This window comes from Janthinobacterium sp. PSRC1-1, assembly GCF_049897525.1.
Classification (GTDB): Bacteria; Pseudomonadota; Gammaproteobacteria; order Burkholderiales; family Burkholderiaceae_D; genus Janthinobacterium; species Janthinobacterium tructae.
The window spans coordinates 414,338-431,463 of record NZ_JAFCWK010000002.1; the positions used below are offsets into that span (position 1 = coordinate 414,338).

At 62.1% G+C, this 17,126-nt stretch carries 18 protein-coding genes; 12 read left to right on the forward strand and 6 right to left on the reverse strand.

Features of this window, described 5'->3' with window-relative positions:
- Nucleotides 1–1,701 (forward strand): MFS transporter, encoded by a 1,701-nt coding sequence (locus tag ACP7DW_RS05460; protein ID WP_426054240.1) that lies wholly within the window; start codon nucleotides 1–3, stop codon nucleotides 1,699–1,701.
- 243 nt (nucleotides 1,702–1,944) lie between these two features.
- On the opposite strand, the gene ACP7DW_RS05465 is transcribed toward ACP7DW_RS05460, so the two are convergent.
- Both ACP7DW_RS05465 and ACP7DW_RS05470 read right to left on the reverse strand, forming a co-directional pair.
- On the reverse strand, nucleotides 1,945–2,154 hold the full coding sequence (locus tag ACP7DW_RS05465; RefSeq protein ID WP_426054241.1) for a hypothetical protein: 210 nt from the start codon (nucleotides 2,152–2,154) through the stop codon (nucleotides 1,945–1,947).
- Between the two features lie 126 nt (nucleotides 2,155–2,280).
- Nucleotides 2,281–3,204, reverse strand: a complete 924-nt coding sequence (locus ACP7DW_RS05470) for a LysR family transcriptional regulator (RefSeq protein WP_426054242.1) — start codon at nucleotides 3,202–3,204, stop codon at nucleotides 2,281–2,283.
- A 111-nt stretch (nucleotides 3,205–3,315) separates the two neighbouring features.
- Between ACP7DW_RS05470 and ACP7DW_RS05475 the strand changes: the two genes are divergently transcribed.
- The 3 genes from ACP7DW_RS05475 to ACP7DW_RS05485 all read left to right on the forward strand — a co-directional run bounded on the left by ACP7DW_RS05475 (nucleotide 3,316) and on the right by ACP7DW_RS05485 (nucleotide 5,011).
- Complete coding sequence (locus ACP7DW_RS05475; RefSeq protein ID WP_426054243.1) at nucleotides 3,316–3,555, forward strand: DUF2798 domain-containing protein; 240 nt, start codon at nucleotides 3,316–3,318, stop codon at nucleotides 3,553–3,555.
- A 95-nt stretch (nucleotides 3,556–3,650) separates the two neighbouring features.
- Nucleotides 3,651–4,055 carry a VOC family protein gene (locus ACP7DW_RS05480; RefSeq protein ID WP_426054244.1) on the forward strand — a complete coding sequence of 135 codons (405 nt, stop codon included), beginning with the start codon at nucleotides 3,651–3,653 and terminating at the stop codon, nucleotides 4,053–4,055.
- Nucleotides 4,056–4,162: 107 nt separating this feature from the next.
- Nucleotides 4,163–5,011, forward strand: coding sequence for an alpha/beta fold hydrolase (locus ACP7DW_RS05485; protein WP_426054245.1), 849 nt, complete (start codon nucleotides 4,163–4,165; stop codon nucleotides 5,009–5,011).
- A 123-nt stretch (nucleotides 5,012–5,134) separates the two neighbouring features.
- On the opposite strand, the gene ACP7DW_RS05490 is transcribed toward ACP7DW_RS05485, so the two are convergent.
- Nucleotides 5,135–7,222, reverse strand: coding sequence for a 3-hydroxyacyl-CoA dehydrogenase NAD-binding domain-containing protein (locus ACP7DW_RS05490; protein WP_426054246.1), 2,088 nt, complete (start codon nucleotides 7,220–7,222; stop codon nucleotides 5,135–5,137).
- Between the two features lie 175 nt (nucleotides 7,223–7,397).
- A complete protein-coding gene (locus ACP7DW_RS05495; protein ID WP_426054247.1) occupies nucleotides 7,398–9,050 on the reverse strand; it encodes a 3-(methylthio)propionyl-CoA ligase in 1,653 nt (550 codons plus the stop codon).
- Nucleotides 9,051–9,263: 213 nt separating this feature from the next.
- Here ACP7DW_RS05495 and ACP7DW_RS05500 point away from each other — a divergent pair, with 213 nt between their 5' ends.
- The 7 genes from ACP7DW_RS05500 (at nucleotide 9,264) to ACP7DW_RS05530 (ending at nucleotide 14,655) form a co-directional block, all read left to right on the forward strand.
- Nucleotides 9,264–10,742, forward strand: coding sequence for a protein adenylyltransferase SelO (locus ACP7DW_RS05500; protein WP_426054248.1), 1,479 nt, complete (start codon nucleotides 9,264–9,266; stop codon nucleotides 10,740–10,742).
- A 9-nt stretch (nucleotides 10,743–10,751) separates the two neighbouring features.
- Nucleotides 10,752–11,153, forward strand: coding sequence for a peptide-methionine (R)-S-oxide reductase MsrB (gene msrB / locus ACP7DW_RS05505; protein ID WP_099393747.1), 402 nt, complete (start codon nucleotides 10,752–10,754; stop codon nucleotides 11,151–11,153).
- A gap of 84 nt (nucleotides 11,154–11,237) precedes the next feature.
- Nucleotides 11,238–11,867 (forward strand): septation protein A, encoded by a 630-nt coding sequence (locus ACP7DW_RS05510; protein ID WP_426054249.1) that lies wholly within the window; start codon nucleotides 11,238–11,240, stop codon nucleotides 11,865–11,867.
- Complete coding sequence (locus ACP7DW_RS05515) at nucleotides 11,864–12,151, forward strand: BolA family protein (RefSeq protein ID WP_099763678.1); 288 nt, start codon at nucleotides 11,864–11,866, stop codon at nucleotides 12,149–12,151. The genes ACP7DW_RS05510 and ACP7DW_RS05515 overlap by 4 nt, the downstream gene beginning before the upstream one ends.
- Nucleotides 12,152–12,235: 84 nt before the next feature.
- A complete protein-coding gene (locus ACP7DW_RS05520; protein ID WP_099763677.1) occupies nucleotides 12,236–13,015 on the forward strand; it encodes a peptidylprolyl isomerase in 780 nt (259 codons plus the stop codon).
- A 116-nt stretch (nucleotides 13,016–13,131) separates the two neighbouring features.
- Nucleotides 13,132–13,908 (forward strand): peptidylprolyl isomerase, encoded by a 777-nt coding sequence (locus ACP7DW_RS05525; protein WP_426054250.1) that lies wholly within the window; start codon nucleotides 13,132–13,134, stop codon nucleotides 13,906–13,908.
- Nucleotides 13,909–13,974: 66 nt separating this feature from the next.
- Entirely contained in the window at nucleotides 13,975–14,655 is a 681-nt protein-coding gene (locus tag ACP7DW_RS05530) for a DNA alkylation repair protein (protein WP_426054251.1), read from the forward strand.
- Here the strand turns inward: ACP7DW_RS05530 and ACP7DW_RS05535 are convergent.
- Nucleotides 14,636–15,304, reverse strand: coding sequence for a TetR/AcrR family transcriptional regulator (locus ACP7DW_RS05535; protein ID WP_426054252.1), 669 nt, complete (start codon nucleotides 15,302–15,304; stop codon nucleotides 14,636–14,638). The two genes, ACP7DW_RS05530 and ACP7DW_RS05535, sit on opposite strands and share 20 nt — an antisense overlap.
- A gap of 108 nt (nucleotides 15,305–15,412) precedes the next feature.
- Here ACP7DW_RS05535 and ACP7DW_RS05540 point away from each other — a divergent pair, with 108 nt between their 5' ends.
- Nucleotides 15,413–16,111 (forward strand): DAPG hydrolase family protein, encoded by a 699-nt coding sequence (locus tag ACP7DW_RS05540; protein ID WP_426054253.1) that lies wholly within the window; start codon nucleotides 15,413–15,415, stop codon nucleotides 16,109–16,111.
- Nucleotides 16,112–16,117: 6 nt separating this feature from the next.
- Here ACP7DW_RS05540 and ACP7DW_RS05545 read toward each other — a convergent pair whose 3' ends face one another.
- Nucleotides 16,118–17,005 (reverse strand): GNAT family N-acetyltransferase, encoded by an 888-nt coding sequence (locus tag ACP7DW_RS05545; protein WP_426054254.1) that lies wholly within the window; start codon nucleotides 17,003–17,005, stop codon nucleotides 16,118–16,120.
- Nucleotides 17,006–17,126: the final 121 nt, after the last annotated feature.

The window sequence follows — 17,126 nt, forward strand, 5'->3', positions numbered from 1 at the left end:
ATGGCAACACCATCCGGCTCGGCCGACGTACGGAAATTTTCCACCAAGGGAACGCCGATCACGCCCGAGGAACGCAAGGTCATTTTTGCATCCTCGCTCGGCACCGTCTTTGAATGGTACGATTTTTATCTGTACGGTTCGCTCGCTTCCATCATCGCCAAGCAATTTTTCATCGGCGACCCCACCACCACCTTCATCTTCGCGCTGCTGGCCTTTGCCGCCGGCTTCATCGTGCGTCCGTTCGGCGCGCTGGTCTTCGGCCGCCTGGGCGACATGATCGGCCGCAAGTACACCTTCCTGATCACGATTTTGATCATGGGCGGCTCCACCTTCATCGTCGGCTTGCTGCCGGGCTACGCCTCCATCGGCATCGCCGCGCCGATCATCCTCGTCATCCTGCGCATCCTGCAAGGCCTGGCGCTGGGCGGCGAATACGGCGGCGCGGCCACCTATGTGGCCGAGCACGCGCCTGAAGGCAAGCGCGGCGCGTTCACGGCGTGGATACAGACGACGGCCACCCTGGGCTTCTTCCTGTCGCTGATGGTCATTCTGGGCACCCGCCTGGCGACCGGCGAGAAGGATTTCGAGGCCTGGGGCTGGCGCATTCCCTTCCTGGTCTCCGTCATCCTGCTGGGGATTTCCGTCTGGATTCGCCTGGCCATGAATGAATCGCCCGCGTTTGCCAAGATGAAGGCCGAGGGCAAGACCTCGAAAGCGCCGCTGACGGAAGCGTTCGGCAAGTGGAAAAACCTGAAGATCGTCATCCTGGCCCTGATCGGCCTGACCGCCGGCCAGGCCGTCGTCTGGTACACGGGCCAGTTCTACGCCCTGTTCTTCATGATCCAGACCCTGAAAGTGGACCTGGCAACGGCCAATGTGCTCGTCGCCATCGCCCTGCTGCTGGCCACGCCGTTCTTCCTGTTCTTCGGCAGCCTGTCGGACCGCATCGGCCGCAAGTACATCATCCTCGGCGGCTGCCTGATCGCCGCCCTGACCTACTTCCCGATCTTCAGCGGCCTGACCCACTTCGCCAATCCGCAGCTGGAAGCGGCACTGAAGAACTCGCCAGTGGTGGTGGTGGCCGATCCGGCTTCCTGCCACTTCCAGTTCAACATGACCGGCACCAAGAAGTTCCCATCGTCGTGCGACATCGCCACGGGCTTCCTGTCGAACAGCTCGGTGAACTACACGAAGGAAGACGCGCCGGCCGGCTCAATCGCCAAAGTACGCATCGGCACGAAGGAGTTTTCCTCGTTTAACGCCGTCATGACGGCCGACGGCCTGAACTTCGATGCCGAAAGCAAGACCCGCGAAGCGGCACTGAAGAAAGAAATCGGCGCCGGCATCAAGGAAGCGGGCTACCCGGCGAAAGCCGATCCGGACCAGATCAACAAGCCGATGGTGGTCTTGCTGCTGTTCATCCTGGTGCTGTATGTGACCATGGTGTATGGTCCGATCGCCGCCATGCTGGTGGAAATGTTCCCGACGCGTATCCGTTACACATCGATGTCCCTGCCCTACCATATCGGTAACGGCTGGTTCGGCGGCTTGCTGCCGACCACGGCCTTCGCGCTGGTGGCCTTCAAGGGCGACATCTATTACGGCCTGTGGTATCCGATCATCGTCGCCCTGGCGACGGTGGTCATCGGCACCCTGTTCGTCAAGGAAACCAAGGATAACAATATCTACGCCGACGATTAATCTGAGGCAATCCCCGGCCGCAAAGCCGGGGCCCGCAATGCAAAACGCCGCTGACTGGTCAGCGGCGTTTTTTTATGCGGCGTAGGCGGCGAGCTTACTCAGAGCCTATCCCAGTAGGGAGCGTCTTCTGCTGGCAGTTCATCAGGAGCGCGGACAAGGCGTGAGGAGGACGCGTGGCGAGCCACGCAACGACGATCAACGCCGTCCCCGCTTCTGAGGGGCGCCAGCAGGGGATGTATTCATCTACTGGGATAGGCTCTTATTGCCCTGTTTCACCTGGTCGCGCTGCTGCACGTATTCCTGGTAGCTGGTCTGGTTGCGCTTGCGGCAGGCATTACGGTCGTCAAAATTATTGAGGCTGTTGCAATACTCACCGATCTTGTCCCGGTTCGCGTCATACAAGACTTCACAGCCAGTCATGGCCAGCAAGAAGGGAACGATCAGATATTTCATTGCTACTCTCATGGATAGGGACGGATTGCGCGTAAAAACACCAGATTGCCCACTTGATAAGCGAGCAAGCTTTATCTTAACGCGATCCTGACGGAAAGTACAAGCGCTCGGTATTAGTGGCAAGAATCAGGGCAGTGCGGCGCCCTGCCCGTCCAACGCATCGTTCAACAGCGGATTGCCCGCCGCAAACGCCGCCAGGTGTTCCAGCAGCACGCGCACGCGGGCCGGCAGGTAGCGCCGCTGCGTCCAGACGGCGTACACATGGCGCGGCTGCGGCATCCAGTCGGGCAGCACGCGCACGAGGCTGCCACTGGCCACTTCGTCGCGGCATTGCAGCAGCGGACACAGCAAGATGCCGATGCCCGCGTCGGCCATCTCCACGGCCAGGCGCATTTCATTGACGCGCAGGCGCGCCTGCGGCTCGATCACCATCTCGGCGCCATCGCCGGGACGCCGCAAGCGCCAGCTGCGCAGCGGTTCGGCCACGATCAATTCATGCCGCGCCAGCTCCTGCAAGTCGCGCGGCACGCCGGCGCGCGCCAGGTAGGCGGGCGCGGCCACCATCACCAGCGCGGCGCTGCCCAGCCGGCGCTGCATCAGCGAAGAATCGTCGAGCGCGCCAACGCGGATGGCCAGGTCGGCCCCGCTGCCCACCAGGTCTTGCAGCAGGTTCGACAGTTCCAGCTCCAGGCGGATGTCCGGGTACTTCTGCATGAAGCTGACCCAGGCGGGCGTGAGCAAGCCGCTGGCGAAATTCACGGGCGCCAGCACGCGGATACTACCCGAGACGGCCGACAGGCTGGCGTCGAGCTGCTGCGTCGCTTGCCGCAAGGCGTGCACCAGGGGACGGCACTGCTCGTAGTATTGCCAGCCTTCCGCCGTCGGCTGCAAGCGGCGCGCGCTGCGGTTGAGCAAGCGGTAGCCGAGCTGGCTTTCCAGCTTTTGCAGCCGGCGCGTGACGGTGGCGGCGGGCAAGTCTTCCTTGACGGCCGCCGCATGCAGGCTGCCCGCCTCGACGATGGCGACGAACAGGGCTAGGTCATCGAGCATGATTCATCAAGCATGATTGCATTTATGGAATTTGATATTAAAAATATGGCTCTAGTATAGATTGCTGCAAGTCGTTACGCTGGCATCTTTCCACTCTGTTGAAAGCACGCCATGTCCGATGCCCTGCGCCTGCGCTGCACGTTTGCCTTCCTGATGTCGCTGGTGATGACCCTGCTGATGAGCGCCTGGGTCACCTGGCTCAATATCGGCCTGCAGGCGGACTTCCTGCCCCGCTGGCGCCATGCGTTTTTTGCCGCCTGGCCCGTGGCCTTCTGCGCCGTGATGCTGTTCGCGCCCCGCGTGCAACTGATGAGCCGCAGTATCGTGGCCCTGCTCGCCAACCGGCCTTAACCGGCAGTCGGCCGCCGCCAGTGTCACTCGGTTACTTCGTCCCACGGCCGTCCTGATCCGGGCTATGCTATGGCCGTCCTTGTTTTTACAGTGGAATGCCCATGCTCGATCACGTTTCCCTTACCGTTGCCGACCTGGAGCGCGCCGAGCGCTTCTATGACGCCATCTTCGCCGCGCTGGGCGTGTCCAAGGTGGGCAGCGACCATGCCAACGCGTGGATAGGCTACGGCGAGCGCAGCGATGCCGAGCACCCCGACCGCAGCTATTTTTCCGTGCGCCTGGGTCCCCGGCCCGACGACGCGCCGCGCCGCCATTGCTGCTTCAAGGCCCCTTCGCGCGCGGCCGTGGAAGCGTTCTGGCAGGCGGGCCTGGCGCACGGCGGCATCGACCTGGGCGCGCCCGGCCTGCGCCACTATCACGCCAGCTATTACGCGGCCTTCCTGTTCGATCCGGACGGCAACCGCATCGAAGCCGTCTGCCATCGCGCCGACGCTGGCTAGCAGGCGGGGAAATCCCGTTCTGTTCAGCATTTTCACTTTTCCATGATTTGCCTATAATGGCTGGCACGCCGTACCGGGCCCCGGTCCCTGCACCAAGAAGGAGATTCATGCATCATCTATTCGTCGGCCGCCCCGCGCGCACCATGCTCCTCTCCAGCGCCGGCTTGCTGCTGGCAGGCTGTTTTTCAGGCTGCTCCCTGCTGCCGTCGTCGCCGGCCACGCCGGGCGTGCCCGCCACGGCCGCCCTGCCCGACGCCAGCATCGCCTATGCCTTGAGCGGCCAGGGCGGCTTGCCCGTGGTGTTCCAGTCGGCCATGGGCGACGGCAAGGACGTGTGGGCCAAGGTGGTGCCCGAAGTGGCCAAACAGCACCGCGTGCTCGTCTACGACCGCCCCGGCTACGGCGACAGCCGCAAAACCACCACGCCGCGCGACCCGTGTACCATTGCCGCCCAGCAGCGCGCCCTGCTGACGCAAGCGGGCCTGAAACCGCCGTATGTGCTGGTCGGTCATGGTTTGGGCGGGCTGTACCAATATGTGTATGCCAGGCTGTACCCGCAGGACGTGGCCGGCCTGGTCTTGCTCGACCCCACGCACCCGCAGCAGTGGAACCGCCTGCAGACGGACGCGTCCACCTACGCCATGCTCGTGAAGACGCGGCGCAAACTCATGTTCAACAGTACGGAATCGGCCGAATTCGATTCCCAGACGCAATGCCTGCAACACGTCGACATGCGCAGCCCCCTGCGCGTGCCCGCCATGCTGCTGGTGCGCGACAAGTTCGGCATCGAGGAAATGGGCTCGTTTGAAAACGTGGTGCGGGCCCAGGAAAAAGACTGGCAGCGCTTGTCCGGCGCGCCAGCCATCGAGCGCATCACGGGCGCCGGCTACTACATCCAGAAAGACAACCCCGTCATCGTCAACGAGGCGATCAAGATGGTGGCGAAGAAGAAGTAGTGGCGTCGGATTACGCGGCGTACCGCCGCTAATCCGACCTACGCCGACTTACTCAGTAGGTCGGATTAGCGTGGCGAAGCCGCGCGTAATCCGACAACATCGGGCGTCAACGGTAGCGCCGGATTAGCTATTGAAACCCTTGCCCTCGCCCGCCAGTTTCACCAGCAGCGGCGCCGGCGTCCACGCTTCGCCGTGGCGGCCTTTGGCGTAGCCGGCAATCGAATCGAGCACGTTCGGCAAGCCGACCGTATCCGCGTAGAACATGGGGCCGCCGCGGAACAGCGGGAAGCCGTAGCCCGTCAGATACACCATGTCGATATCCGACGCGCGCAAGGCGATGCCTTCTTCGAGGATGCGCGCACCCTCGTTGACCAGCGCATACACGAGCCGTTCGACGATTTCCTGGTCGCTGATCTTGCGCCGCGCCACGCCAATGTCGGCGCAGTGCTGGATAATCATGGCGTTGACCTGCTCCGATGGATACGCCTTGCGGTCGCCCGCCTTGTAGTCATACCAGCCGGCGCCTGTCTTCTGGCCATAGCGACCCAGTTCGCACAGCAAATCGGCCGTCTTCGAATACGTCACTTCCGGTTTTTCCACGGCGCGGCGCTTGCGGATGGCCCAGCCGATGTCATTGCCGGCCAGGTCGCCCATGCGGAACGGGCCCATGGCGAAGCCGAATTTTTCGACCGCCTTGTCGACCTGTTCCGGCAGACAGCCTTCTTCCAGCAGGAAACCGGCTTGCCGGCTGTATTGCTCGATCATGCGGTTGCCGATGAAACCGTCGCACACGCCCGAGACGACACCCGTCTTTTTCAGTTTTTTCGACAGCGCCAGCGCGGTGGCCAGCACATCCTTGCCCGTTTCCTTGCCACGGACGATTTCCAGCAGCTTCATGACGTTCGCGGGACTGAAGAAATGCGTGCCGATCACGTCTTGCGGGCGCTCGGTAAACGCGGCGATCTTGTCCAGGTCCAAGGTGGACGTGTTCGAGGCGAGGATGGCGCCCGGCTTCATGACGGCGTCCAGTTGCTTGAAGACGCTTTCCTTCACGCCCAGCTCTTCGAAGACGGCTTCGATGACGATGTCGGCCTGCGCGATATCCGCATACGCCAGCGTGCCGGAAACGAGCGCGATGCGCTGCTCGGCCTTCTCTTGCGTCAGCTTGCCCTTTTTCACCGTGTTCTCGTAATTCTTGCGGATGGTGGCCAGGCCCTTGTCCAGCGCTTCCCGCTTCGTTTCCAGCAGCATCACGGGAATGCCCGCGTTGGCGAAATTCATGGCGATACCGCCGCCCATGGTGCCGGCGCCCACGATCGCCGCCTGCGCTATCGTGCGCACGGGCGTGTCGGCCGGCACGTCGGGCACCTTGCTGGCAACGCGTTCGGCGAAGAAGGCGTGGCGCAAGGCTTTCGACTCGGGCGACTGCACCAGTTGCATGAACAGTTCGCGCTCGTACTTCAAGCCCTCGTCGAATTTCATGGTCACGGCAGCCGCCACGGCATCGACGCATTTCAGCGGGGCGGGGAACGGGCCGGACATGGCTTTGACCGTATTGCGCGAAAACTGCAGGAACGCTTCATGGTTCGGGTAATCGACCTTGCGCTCGCGCACTTTCGGCAGCGGGCGCACGTCGGCCACCTTGGTGGCGAAAGCGACGGCGGCATGCAACAAGTCGGCGCCGGGGGCGATGACTTCGTCGAACAGGGCCGTGCCGGCCAGTTTCTCTGACGCCACGGGCGTGCCCGAGACGATCATGTTGAGGGCCATTTCCAGGCCCAGCACGCGCGGCAGGCGCTGCGTGCCGCCCGCGCCCGGCAAGATGCCGAGTTTGACTTCCGGCAAGGCCATCTGCGCGCCAGGTGCGGCCACGCGGTAGTTGCAGCCCAGCGCCAGCTCCAGGCCGCCGCCCATGCAGACGCTGTGGATGGCCGCCACCACCGGCTTGGTCGATTGCTCGACGACGTTGATCAGGGTGTGCAGGGTCGGTTCCGTGAGCGCCTTGGGCGAATTGAATTCCTTGATGTCGGCGCCGCCCGAAAAGGCCTTGCCGGCGCCCGTGATGACGATGGCTTTCACGGCCTCGTCCGCCAGCGCCTGGCGGATGCCGGCCACGGCGGCCGTGCGCGTCGCCAAGCCCAGTCCATTGACGGGCGGATTGGCGAGGGTAATGACGGCAACGGCGCCGTTCACTTGATATTCAGCACTCATGTCTCTTCCTTACTGGTGTATTGGTGTTTGCTTGGCGATGAGGTGGTTGCAAGGGATGAAGCTTCACTATACCGCATAAAAGAACGCTCGTATTATTTTTGTCGCGGCGCGCAGTGACGATGCCGGTGCCTGCCGTCATGGTACAACAGCGCTCCCTCCTTGCGCGCCGCCGCGATTACATGCCGGGCAGCTGGTGCCCCTTGAACTGCTCGCGCAGCTTGTTCTTCTGGATCTTGCCCGTGGCGCCCATGGGCAAGGCGTCGATGAACAGCACGTCGTCCGGCGTCCACCACTTGGCGATCTTGCCCTCGAAGAACTGCAACAAAACCTCGCGCGTGACCGTCATGCCGGGACGCAACACCACCACCAGCACGGGCCGCTCATCCCATTTCGGGTGGAATACGCCGATGCAGGCGGCCTGCAGCACGGCCGGATGGGCCATGGCCAGGTTTTCCAGGTCGATGGTGCCGATCCACTCGCCGCCCGACTTGATCACGTCCTTGCTGCGGTCCGTGATCTGCATGTAGCCATCGGCATCGATGGTGGCCACGTCGCCCGTGGGGAACCAGCCATCCTGCAGCACGTCGCCGCCCTCGTTCTTGTAGTAAGAAGCAATGATCCACGGCCCTTTCACCAGCAAATGGCCATAGGCGACGCCATCCCACGGCAATTCCTTGCCATCGTCGTCGACGATCTTCATGTCCACGCCGTAAATGGCATGGCCCTGCTTTTGCAGGATCTTGCGCTGTTCGTCCTTCGGCAAGTCCAGGTGCTTGGTCTGCAAGCCGCCCGCCGTGCCCAGCGGCGACATTTCCGTCATGCCCCAGGCGTGGATGACTTCCACGTCGAACTTGTCGATCAGGGTATCCATCATGGCCGGCGGGCAAGCCGCGCCGCCGATCACCGTGCGGCGGAACGTGGAAAATGTCAGCTTATTCTGCAAGGCGTGATTCAGCAGCCCCAGCCAGACGGTGGGCACGCCGGCCGAGAACGTCACTTTTTCCGCCTCGAACAATTCATACAGCGACTTGCCATCGAGCGCCGCGCCGGGAAACACCATGCGCGCGCCGGACAGGGGCACGGAATACGGCAAGCCCCAGGCATTCACGTGGAACATCGGCACCACGGGCAGCACGGTGTCCGAAGCGCGCACGTTCAGGCCGCTGGGCATGGCCGAGGCATACGCGTGCAGCACGGTCGAGCGGTGCGAATACAGGGCGCCCTTGGGGTTGCCCGTCGTGCCGGACGTGTAGCACAGGGTGGCGGCCGCATTTTCATCGAACAGGGGCCAGGTGTACTCGTCGGAATGCGTGGCGATCAAGTCTTCATAGCACAGCAGGTCAGGGATGCTGCTGCTGGCAGGCATGCGCTCGCGGTCGCACATCAGCACGAAATGGCGCACAAACGTGCAGTCGGCGGCGATCTTTTCCACCACGGGCAAAAAGGTCAGATCAAACAGCAAGACCTGGTCTTCCGCGTGATTCGAGATATAGGCGATCTGGTCGGGAAACAGGCGCGGATTGATCGTGTGCAGCACGGCACCCGAGCCGGACACCGCATAATAAGCTTCCAGGTGGCGGTAGCCATTCCAGGCGAGCGTGGCGACCCGGTCGCCCATGCCGACGCCGAGGCCATGCAGGGCATTGGCCAGGCGGCGCGCGCGCTGGTGGCAATCACGGTAGGTGTAGCGGTGCATATCGCCCTCCACCCGCCGCGAAATGATGTCGCTGCCTGCATAATGACGCGCTGCAAACTCGATAATGCTGGAAATCAACAGGGGCTGATTCATCATCTGGCCCATCACTGGACTCAAGGGAAATGCCGACATCGTGTCTCCTGGGGTGGCTACTCGGTTATTGTAGGAATTTAAAGATTTTCCTTAGTTTCGTACGGTCGTGCGGAAATCGTCAACGCATTTCGATATTGCAATGCAGCATGGAATTTTCGATTCCGTTTTTTACAGTGCCAGCGTCCGGTACGTACCTTCGCGCCGTGCGGTAAAATCGTGTTCCAGCCTGGCGCACCTTGCCGGCGCATCTACTTGAATGGAATCGCCATCACCGCTCATACCTTACCACTGGATAACGCCTTCGCGGCCTTGCCGCCCGCGTTCTATACGCGGCTGATGCCCACGCCCCTGCCCGCGCCCTACTTTGTCGCCGCCAGCGCGCCGGCGGCACGCCTGATCGGCCTCGATGCCGCGCGTTTGGCGCAAGCCGATTATGTGGAGCTGCTGATCGGCAATACCGTTGCCGAGCGCTCGCTGCCCCTGTCGGCCGTGTATTCGGGCCACCAGTTCGGCGTCTGGGCCGGCCAGCTGGGCGATGGCCGCGCCATCTTGCTCGGCGATATCGCCACCGAACACGGACCGATGGAGCTGCAGCTGAAAGGCGCCGGCGCCACGCCGTATTCACGCATGGGCGACGGACGCGCCGTGCTGCGCTCGTCCATCCGCGAATTCCTTTGCTCGGAAGCCATGGCCGCGCTGGGCATTCCGACCTCGCGCGCGCTGTCCATCATGGGTTCGCAGCAAGGCATCATGCGCGAAACGGTGGAAACGGCGGCCGTGGTGACGCGCATGGCGCCCAGTTTCGTGCGCTTTGGCTCGTTCGAACACTGGTTTTACCGCAAGAAACCGGACGAGCTGAAAATCCTCGCCGATTACGTCATCGACGGTTTTTATCCCCATTTGCGCGCCGCATCCAATCCGTATCAAGCCTTGCTGGCGGAAGTGTGCGTGCGCACGGCGCACATGATCGCGCAGTGGCAAGCCGTGGGCTTCATGCATGGCGTGATGAATACGGACAATATGTCGATCCTGGGCCTGACGCTCGATTACGGCCCCTTCGGCTTCATGGAAGCGTTCGATACCGAGCACATCTGCAACCATACGGACCAGCAGGGCCGCTACTCCTACGCCAACCAGCCGGAGGTGGGTCACTGGAATTGCTATGCGCTGGGCCAGGCCCTGTTGCCGCTGATCGGCGAAGTGGAACTGGCGCAGGCGGCGCTGGACAGCTACCAACCCGCTTTTGCGGAGAAGATGAATGCCTTGCTGCGCGCCAAGCTGGGCTTGCAGACCATCCAGGACGACGATACGCAACTATTCGACAGCATGTTTGCGCTGATGCAAGCCAATCACGTGGATTTCACCAACTTCTTCCGCGCGCTGGCGACACTGCAGGTGGCCGCCCCCGAGCACGACATGGCGCTGCGCGACCTGTTCATCGACCGCCCCGCCTTCGATACGTGGGCGGCACAATACCGTGCGCGCCTGTCGCAGGAGCACAGCGTCGATGCCGAGCGGCAAGCGGCGATGAACGGCGTCAACCCGAAATACGTGCTGCGCAACTACCTGGCGCAAGTGGCCATCGAAAAAGCCCAGCAGCAGGACTACACGGAAGTGGCGACATTGCTGGAAATACTGCAAAAGCCATTTGACGAACAGCCCGAACACCAGCACTATGCGGCCCTGCCGCCCGACTGGGCCAGCCACCTTGAAGTCAGTTGCTCATCCTGAGGAGTCATTATGACCACCAATAAAGTCAAGAAAACCGACGCCGAATGGCGCGCCATGCTCGATTCGATGCAATACGAAGTCACGCGCCACGCGGCCACGGAGCGAGCCTTTACGGGCAAGTTCTGGGACCACCACGAACACGGCGTCTACACCTGCGTCTGCTGCAACACGCCCTTATTTGCCTCGGACACGAAGTTCGATTCCGGCTGCGGCTGGCCCAGCTATTTCCAGGCGCTCGACCCGGCGAATGTCACGGAGATTGTCGACCGCAGCCACGGCATGCTGCGCACGGAAATCGTCTGCGCCGTCTGCGACGCCCACCTGGGCCACGTCTTCCCGGACGGCCCGCCGCCGACCGGCTTGCGCTATTGCATCAATTCGGCATCGTTGCGCTTCGATCCGCAGCCTTGAGACACCGGTATGGCCTGGGAGCGCCCCGGTTGCTCCTAAGCCATTCCTAAGATGATTTTAATAAGACCAGTGTAAAGTCTCGCCATGAAATTTCTATTCGACCTCTTCCCCCTGATCGCCTTCTTCGCCGCCTTCAAACTGGGCGGCATGTATGAAGCGGCCACGCACGATTTCGTGCAGCAATATTTGTCCGGCTTCGTGTCTGGCGGCCTGATCAAGGCCGACCAGGCGCCGTGGATACTCGCCACCCTGGTCGGCATCGTCGCCACCGCCTGCCAGGTCAGCTATCTGCTGCTGCGCGGGCGCAAGGTGGACGGCATGCTGTGGCTGTCGCTGTTCATCTTTGTCGTGTTCGGCGGCGCCAGCATCTACCTGCATGACGATTTCTTCCTGAAATGGAAGCCGACCCTGATCTACTGGCTGTCCGGCCTGGCCCTCTTGATCGCCCATGTGGGCTTCAAGAAAAACCTGATCCGCAAGACCATGGAAGCGCAAGTGCAATTACCGGATGCCGTCTGGAACCAGCTGCTGGCGGCGTGGATCATTTTCTTTGTCGCCATCGGCGCGCTGAATTTGTTCGTCGCCTTCGTGCTGTACAAGGGCGACATGGCCGCCTGGGTCAGTTTTAAAGCGTTTGGTGCGACGGGCATCTTCTTTGCCTTCATCGTGGCGCAAACCCTGTTCCTCGCCAAACATATCAAGGAAGACGCATGATGACGAACGACACGACAACGCGCATGCAGCGCATTCGTACCCGCCTGGAAACGGCACTTTCCCCTCTGGAATGCGTGCTGGAAGACGACTCGGCGCGCCACCGGGGCCATGCGGGCGCCGCCTCGGGCGGAGGCCATTACAATCTACGCATTATTTCTAGTCAATTTGAAGGGCTCAGGCTCGTCATGCGCCATCGACTGGTGTATGATTCCGTGCACGATATGATGCATAATGAGATACATGCATTGGCGATTGTGGCCCTGGCGCCGTCCGAAGTAGTGTAAGGATGGCGTTTTGGTGTACCCGAGCCATGTTATCAATGTCTTTCCATGCGTTTTTTACGAAACTTTCCCTAACAGGATTTAATAATGACTTTTAAGCCAGCCCGCTTGCTGATCGCACTACTCGCCGTTGTCGCGGTACCTGTTTTTGCGCAAAATGTTGCCGTTGTTAATGGCAAGCCTATCCCATCGTCGCGCGTTGATGCAGTCGTCAAGCAAGTCGTCGCCCAAGGCCAGCAACCGGATTCGCCGCAACTGCGCGAAATGATCAAGAAGGACTTGATCGGCCGTGAAGTGCTGATGCAAGAAGCGGAAAACAAAGGTTTCGGTAAAGATGCAGCCGTCAAGCAGCAAATCGAGAACGCACGTCAGGCCATCGTCATCAACGCCCTGGTCGGCGACTACCTGAAAAAGAACCCGGTCAACGACGCTGAAATCAAGGCCGAATACGACAAGTTCGTCGCTCAGACGGGCGACAAGGAATACCATGTGCGCCACATCCTGGTGGCCACCGAAGCGGAAGCGAAAGACATCATCGCCAAGCTGAAAGCCGGCGCCAAGTTCGAAGACCTGGCCAAGCAATCGAAAGATGCCGGTTCGGCCGACAATGGCGGCGACCTGGACTGGGCAGCCCCATCGTCGTTCCCGAAAGTATTCTCCGACGCCTTCGTGAAACTGCAAAAAGGCCAGGTCACCGACACCGCGGTGCAAACGCCTAACGGTTTCCACGTGATCAAGCTGGACGACACCCGCGCGGCCAAGCTGCCGACCCTGGAAGAAGTCAAGCCACAGATCGCCGAAGCGCTGCAGCAAAAGAAACTGCAAGCGTATCAGGAAGAAATGATCAAAAAAGCAAAAGTTCAGTAAGAACTGACCTCCCCGGCGCCCTTTTCGGCGCCGGTCGTGTATTCTGCGCCTGAATGCGCACTGCGCGACAGTCGCGATCTTTTGTACCGGTTTTTGTATACTTATTAGGAATAAACATGATTTTGAAGCCAGCCCGCCTGATCTTAGCCCTGGTCGCCGTCGTCGCGATCCCTGCCTTCGCGCAAAACGTCGCCACCGTAAATGGCAAGGCCATCCCATCGTCGCGCGTTGACCAGGTCGTCAAGCAAGTCGTCGCCCAAGGCAAGCAAGCCGATTCGCCGCAATTGCGCGAAGCCATCAAGAAAGACCTGATCGGCCGTGAAGTGCTGATCCAGGAAGCCGACAAGCAAGGCTACGGCACGCGTGCGGAAGTCAAGTCGCAGATCGACAATGCCCGTCAAAGCATCATCATCAACGCGCTGCTGGCCGACTACGTCAAGAAGAACCCGGTCAAGGACGCTGAAATCAAGGCCGAATACGACAAGTTCAAGGCACAAGCGGGCGACAAGGAATACCATGCACGCCACATCCTGGTGGCCACCGAAGCGGAAGCGAAAGACATCATCGCCAAGCTGAAAGGCGGCGCCAAGTTCGAAGAACTGGCGAAAGTATCGAAAGACGGTTCGGCAGCCAATGGCGGCGACCTGGACTGGGCTAGCCCAGCTTCGTACGTGAAGCCATTCTCCGACGCCATGGTGGCCCTGAAGCCAGGCCAGATCACGCAAACGCCCGTGCAATCGCAATTCGGCTTCCACGTGATCAAGCTGGAAGAAACCCGTCCGACGAAGCTGCCGGCACTGGAAGAAGTCAAGGGCCAGGTGGCCGAGTCGCTGCAACAGAAGAAACTCGCCGCCTACCGCGATGAGTTGATGAAGAAGGCAAAAATCCAGTAATATTGGATAAAGATGAAAAGGCGCTCCACGGAGCGCCTTTTTTACGCCTGAACATGAGGAAACAGCATGGACTTGCACGCGGGCTTAAAAATTGCACTCGAAGCGGCTGCCGAACCGGGCCGTGCGGCGCCCATGCAAGCGTATATGCGCGACCAGTTCGTGTTTCTGGGCGTGGCGGCACCGCAGCGGCGCCTGGCAGTGAAAGCCCTGCTGGCAGATTTGAAAGGCGTGGGCGCCGATGCCTTGCTGGACCACGCGCAACGGCTGTGGCAGCAGCCGCAGCGCGAGTACCAGCACGTGGCGCTCGACATGCTGGCCCTGCACCGGCGCCAGCTGGGCGTCGAACACCTCCCTGCCCTGCTCGGCCTGGCGCGCCAGCGCGCCTGGTGGGACAGCGTCGACGGCATGGCCGGCATCGTCGGCGACGTGCTGCAGGCGGAACTGCGGCGCGGCGGCGATGGCCATGCGCATATGGTCCCGGCCTTGCGGCACGAAGATTTCTGGCTGCGCCGCATCGCCATGCTGCACCAGCTGGGCTGGCGCGCCGACACGGATGCCGGCTGGCTGTTCGGCGCGGCGCTGGCGCTGGCCCCCGAAGACGAGTTTTTCATCCGCAAGGCCATCGGCTGGGCCTTGCGCGATTACGCGCGCCATGCGCCAGCAGAGGTGCTAGCTTTTGCTACGCAGCACCGCCAGCAACTCTCCGCCCTCACCCGCCGCGAAGCGCTCAAGCACCAGCGACCTTGAACGCCTGCCCGCCCAGCAATCGCAGCGCCGCATCGATGCGCGGCGCCGCATCCCAGGCCGGCACGGGCGCCAGCAAGCCCAGCGCCATCTGCCGCAGCGGCTCGGCAATCACCATGGCCAGCAGCAAGCCGGCCAGTTCGGACGCGTCGCCGAGCGCCAGATGACCGCGCGCGGCCTGGCGAGCCAGCCACTCGGCCAGCAAGGCCGTGCCCCGCTCGATGCCGTTGCGCTGATACACGGCCAGTAACTGCGCGCGGGCGGGAAACTCCGTGCACAGCAAACGGAACAGCCCGACGGCGTCCGCCGTCAGCACGCGCGCCGCCATCGTCTGCAAGATCTCCTTCAATAAGGGCAGCACGTCGCCGGGCGCGGCCGCATCGTGCGCCATGGCCGGCAGGAAGGCGTCCGTCCAGCCGCGCACCACCAGGGCGACCAGTTCCTCGCGGTTGGCCGCATAGTGATACAGCGACTTCTTGGCCATGCCCGCGTGGCGCGCCACCGCTTCCATGGTCGTGGCCGCATAGCCTTCGTGCAGCAGCAGCCAGGTGGCCGCCTGCACGGCCGCCTCGCGCGCTTCCTCGGGCGGGCGCGCCGGACGGCCCCGTCCACGCACAGCCTTGCTCGCTGCCTTGCTCACTTCTTCCTGCATGCCGGCTCCAGTCTTGATCGATGGGCAATTTTACACTGAAACATATTTAGGAAACGTAATGTGTTTCTTTAATATATAATTGTCTCACCCCCAACAAAGGAGAACGACATGACGCAGCCTATTGAATTCCCATGGAGCATCGCCAACACGGGCGACTTGCTCGACCCGTTTCCCTTGCACCTGGAAACGGGCATCACGCGCCTGGACAACGGTTGCCTGCTGGTGGCGGCGCGCACGGAACTGCATGGCTGCAGCGGGCGCATGCTGGACTGGTGGTTTACGTTTTTCGAAACGACGCAGCACATCAAGTGGTGGCATCCGCACGATCACGTGGCCCATCATGGCTGGAACAGCGCGTGGAAAAAGGGAGAGAGTTATTACGGCGCGTCGATCGAGGCGGTGGAGTCCCTGGGCGACATTGCACCCGTGAAAGCCAAGCTGAAGTTCCACGATCCGAAGGAAGTCTTTGATCCGGCGCAACTGCAGCAGGCCAGGGACAGCGGCGCCCTGTCGGCCGCCATCTGCGCGCGCATCGGCTTTGGCGACCACGTGGTGCTCGATCCGCAGGGCGACCCGCTCGACGGCGAAATGCTGCATTTGACGCGCGACACGCCCACGGGCTGCGTGCTGCGCAGCCGCTTCCTGCTGGGGCGCAATAGCCTGAACCCCGTGCAGGACGTGCCCGACGTGCTGGGCCTGAACCTGCTGCGCCATTGCTACAGCGAATTTACCTACCTCTCGCGCTTTCTGCCGTCCTTGTACTACGGCGAGCATGCCAATGGAGAGCCGGCGCCGTTGCCCTGGTAAGCAGCCTTACAGCCGCTTGTGCATGCGCGCCAGCGGCAGTTTGATGTCATCGGGCAAGTCCAGGTAAAAATCTTCCGTGATGGCAAAACCGCTGGCCAGGTACAGCGGCACGCCGGGCAAGGTGGCAGCCAGTTCCAGCGCCGTAAAACCGGCGGCCAGCGCCTGGCGTTCGCAATGGCGCATCAACATGCTGCCCAGGCCCTGGCGCGCGGCTGTCGGTTCGACAAAAAAGGCGCGGATGCGGCCAGGCTGGCTGGCCGGGTCAAGCAGCGGGTCCGGCCCGCTCTTGGCGCGGTCGGCGCCGTACAGCGTGGCGCGCCGGCTCCAGCCGCCGCAGGCCAGCATGGCGCCGTCGCGCTCGATGACGAAATACGTCCGGTCGGCAACGAGCTGCGTATCGACGCCAAACACGTGGCGCGTCACGGCTGCGGCCTGCTCCGGCGTATAAAAGCCCGCGCTCAATGCCACGCCGGAACGGGCGATCAGTGCGTTCATGGCGGGCACGTCGGCCGGCAGCGCCACGCGCAGGCACGTCAGGGCGCCAAAGCTGAACCAGGCACGCGCGATGCGCCCCTGTTCCACCTCATAGCTTGCCACCAGTTCCTGCGCGGAAACACCGTCCGGCGTGTCGCCGTGGACGATTTCATGGTCGATCACCAGCTTGCCGCAGGCGATGCGGTTGAGCAACTGCGCCTGTGGCCGGCTGGCGGCGAAACGGGCCGCGAAACGGGGGCCGATCTGCGCGCTGCCCGTGGCCAGCAAGGTATCCGGGTGCTGGAATTGCTGTGCATCATCGGCGTAGATGGCCAGCAAGGCGGGCACGTCGTGGGCGTTGTAGGCGTCCAGTTGGGCCTGGACGATGGCGGCGGGCGTGGCGTGCAGAAGGTCGGTCATGGCGCGGTTCCGTGGAAAATGGCTGATTTTATAACGTTTTCTTTGCCTCCCGCATTGTCGTCCCACAACGCGCTTGTGTGCGCGGTGGAACGGAAGAGTCTGCGGAGTAGCGCCAGAATGG

Coding starts and splice junctions, on each gene's coding strand:
- ACP7DW_RS05530 (WP_426054251.1), top strand. CDS start 13,975: ATGGACTTGCACGCGGGCTTAAAAATTGCACTCGAAGCGGCTGCCGAA.
- ACP7DW_RS05480 (WP_426054244.1), top strand. CDS start 3,651: ATGCCCATGCTCGATCACGTTTCCCTTACCGTTGCCGACCTGGAGCGC.
- ACP7DW_RS05525 (WP_426054250.1), top strand. CDS start 13,132: ATGATTTTGAAGCCAGCCCGCCTGATCTTAGCCCTGGTCGCCGTCGTC.
- ACP7DW_RS05490 (WP_426054246.1), bottom strand. CDS start 7,222: ATGAGTGCTGAATATCAAGTGAACGGCGCCGTTGCCGTCATTACCCTC.
- ACP7DW_RS05460 (WP_426054240.1), top strand. CDS start 1: ATGGCAACACCATCCGGCTCGGCCGACGTACGGAAATTTTCCACCAAG.
- ACP7DW_RS05470 (WP_426054242.1), bottom strand. CDS start 3,204: ATGCTCGATGACCTAGCCCTGTTCGTCGCCATCGTCGAGGCGGGCAGC.
- ACP7DW_RS05495 (WP_426054247.1), bottom strand. CDS start 9,050: ATGTCGGCATTTCCCTTGAGTCCAGTGATGGGCCAGATGATGAATCAG.
- ACP7DW_RS05540 (WP_426054253.1), top strand. CDS start 15,413: ATGACGCAGCCTATTGAATTCCCATGGAGCATCGCCAACACGGGCGAC.
- ACP7DW_RS05545 (WP_426054254.1), bottom strand. CDS start 17,005: ATGACCGACCTTCTGCACGCCACGCCCGCCGCCATCGTCCAGGCCCAA.
- ACP7DW_RS05465 (WP_426054241.1), bottom strand. CDS start 2,154: ATGAAATATCTGATCGTTCCCTTCTTGCTGGCCATGACTGGCTGTGAA.
- ACP7DW_RS05475 (WP_426054243.1), top strand. CDS start 3,316: ATGTCCGATGCCCTGCGCCTGCGCTGCACGTTTGCCTTCCTGATGTCG.
- ACP7DW_RS05510 (WP_426054249.1), top strand. CDS start 11,238: ATGAAATTTCTATTCGACCTCTTCCCCCTGATCGCCTTCTTCGCCGCC.
- ACP7DW_RS05520 (WP_099763677.1), top strand. CDS start 12,236: ATGACTTTTAAGCCAGCCCGCTTGCTGATCGCACTACTCGCCGTTGTC.
- ACP7DW_RS05515 (WP_099763678.1), top strand. CDS start 11,864: ATGATGACGAACGACACGACAACGCGCATGCAGCGCATTCGTACCCGC.
- ACP7DW_RS05535 (WP_426054252.1), bottom strand. CDS start 15,304: ATGCAGGAAGAAGTGAGCAAGGCAGCGAGCAAGGCTGTGCGTGGACGG.
- msrB (WP_099393747.1), top strand. CDS start 10,752: ATGACCACCAATAAAGTCAAGAAAACCGACGCCGAATGGCGCGCCATG.
- ACP7DW_RS05485 (WP_426054245.1), top strand. CDS start 4,163: ATGCATCATCTATTCGTCGGCCGCCCCGCGCGCACCATGCTCCTCTCC.